We start from the raw sequence: 2,670 nt of genomic DNA, 5'->3' as shown, positions 1-2,670 counted from the left end.
ACCCGCCTAGTACCCCAAACAACACGCCCCAGCAAGCAAACCCACAGGTCACAGAACTAACGGATCGAAATCTCGGAGACCATGTCCGAAGTCAGGTCTTGGGCACCTCACTGCCGTGCCAATCTAGGAGTGCTGCCAAGACTCGTCGCTTCGCACTCGGAGAGGATTGCCAAGCCGCGCGCGGAATTTGGTGTTTGTTCATCTCGATGTTTAATGCAGACTGGACGGCGATCTAGGCCGTCGGGCATTGCGACCGCGTGTAATCAGGGCGAAGGTCGACCGCGAGGTTGCGTGCGGGCGGCGGCACGGCCGAACAAATTGCCACCGAGGAGTGGGATGAGCCACCGGCCTACCAACCGACCCATTGATTTCAATGGACCGGGCTGACTCTATCGCGTGTCGGTAGCGCACGTCTGGTCGCGTGCGCCCACGCCGTAGGTCGGTGCAGGCGCCATGGCAAGGCGAATTTCTGCCGGTGCCAAGCGAGCCGTCTTAGGGGCTGGGCGGGGCGGTGACTAGCAACCGCGCGCAAACCTCACCAGATCGCGCGCCTCATGCATACGATCTAATGTAAATCACGGAAATCTCGGGCCGGCGCTTGAGCCGGGCGATCTCGAAATGTTGCGCCGAGGTTTTGTTGAGGGGGAACGTTCAGTGGTAGCTCCGTTGGCAAAATACAACCGATACTCGCGTCGGCGGAGGCGCCGCGCTGAACGCGCACATCAGCGCCTGGACATTCAGGGCTTGCGGATGATGGCGGTACTGACGGTGTTCGCCAACCACCTCTGGGATTTCCCCCGGGGCGGCTTCGTCGGCGTCGACGTGTTCTTCGTGATTTCAGGATTTCTCATCACCAGCAACCTCCTGCGCGCTGCCGAAAATATGCAGAGTGCCTCAGCCAAGCTATTCTTTTGGACGTTCTACTGGAATCGCATCCGCCGGATTGTGCCGGCCGCGACGGTCGTCCTCCTGCTGACCTACCTCGTGGGTACCGTCGCGTTTTTGCCCTTCCGCGCCCAAGAGATTGGCGTCGATGCGCTCTGGGCCTTCGCATTCCTATCGAACTGGTGGTTCGCCGTCGAAGGCACCGACTACTTCCGAGCCGCGGCCGACACCGTGTCGCCGTTGCAACACTACTGGTCGCTGTCGATCGAGGAACAATTTTACTTTGTATGGCCAGCAGTTATCTTCGTGATAGGCCTATACGTGGCGAAGAAGGCGTGGACGCATGAGCATCGAATGCGGATCGCCGGTTGCACAATGGCGGTCATCGTGGGGCTGTCCTTCGGGTGGGCGTGGTACGAGACGGTCGTGTCACCGACGTGGGCGTATTTCAACACGTTCGCCCGTGTGTGGGAGTTGGGGGTGGGGGCGTTGTTGGCCACGGCGGTCGGCGGGCTCGGCCGTACCCCTGTGGCATGGAAGCCGTTGCTGTCGTGGGGTGGTGTGGCGCTGATTGGCGCGTCGGTGCTGTTGATCGGCGACGATTCTGGCGGGTTCCCGGCGCCGTGGGCTCTGCTCCCGGTGCTGGGTTCGGCTTTGGTGATCGCGGCGGGCGTTAATGGTGAGCCGGCGTATCAGCCGTTTCTCCGTAACCCCGTGAGCGGCTACATCGGGGACATCTCTTACTCGCTCTATCTGGTGCACTGGCCGGTGATCGTAATTCTCGGCTCGCTCATGGACGTCAGTTGGTCCTACTATCTAGCCGCAATCGGACTGGGATTCGGGCTCGCAATCGCGTCGTACCAGTTTGTGGAAACGCCGCTGAGGAGAGCCGATCTAGCGAAACTCCGGGCGGTTATTCGTGATATTCGAAAGCGGCGCTACCACCCGCAACGATCCAGCGGATATGCAGCACTCACGGCGCTCACCCTGATAACCATCGCATTAGTGGGGTACGCCCAGCGCCCGGATGCATATGAGGAGTCCACGCCGCCACCGATGGCTGTGGTTGCGCCTCAGGAGCTGGATCCCTCCGGGCCGGAACCGCAGGTTGGGCCGTTGGCCGCAGACTTGCAGGGTCAAATCATAGAAGCGCTGAAGGCGCGCGAGTGGCCAGACCTACAACCGTCGCTGGAGGAAGTGATCACAGGCAAGCTCCTCCATCCCGCTCTGGATGGGTGCGTCAGCGATCAGGTGGAGGTGGGCTCGGCGTGCACTTACGGGGACGCTTCGGCGCCTTTCCGCATCGTCATCGTGGGCGACTCGGTTGGGTTAGGTTACGCGGCGGCGTTGCGCGAGATCGCGGTCAATTCGGGCGGGAAGATTCAGTTGCTGAACCTCGCGATGGCGTCATGCGCCTTCACCAATGACCTCATGTACCGGGCGGCATTATTACCGAATTGCACGGCTCGCAAGCAGTACGCAGTCGACGAGATCAACAGGCTCAGACCAAATTTGGTGGTCGTATCGAATCTGTATCTGCGCAGTCAGATCGTTGGTGAAGAACGATACGTGTCGGCACGTGATTGGTCCGACACGGTGCGTGCAATCGTGGACAAATTCCGGGGTAGCGTTGAGAGAGTCGCATTGCTGGCGCCCCCACCTGGGGACGTGAACATCAAGGAGTGTTTTAGCCTTGATTCACCGATCGACCCTCGGCGTGGGGGCGAATTCGGTTGTGCGCTTTGGAGTCGGGGTGGGCCGTTGTGCGGGATCAGATGATGGCCC

Annotated in this window: 1 protein-coding gene; it reads left to right on the top strand. The window is 60.7% G+C overall.

The genetic code is table 11. The features are described 5' to 3' along the window. Positions 1 to 618: 618 nt before the first annotated feature. A complete protein-coding gene (locus H7I57_RS05530; RefSeq protein WP_264022355.1) occupies positions 619 to 2,664 on the top strand; it encodes an acyltransferase family protein in 2,046 nt (681 codons plus the stop codon). Positions 2,665 to 2,670 lie beyond the last annotated feature (6 nt).

The sequence above is a fragment of the Mycolicibacterium pyrenivorans genome, from assembly GCF_025821625.1.
Classification (GTDB): Bacteria; Actinomycetota; Actinomycetes; order Mycobacteriales; family Mycobacteriaceae; genus Mycobacterium; species Mycobacterium pyrenivorans.
Note: the sequence above shows the minus strand (reverse complement) of the source record. Positions and strands in the feature narration are given on the sequence as shown.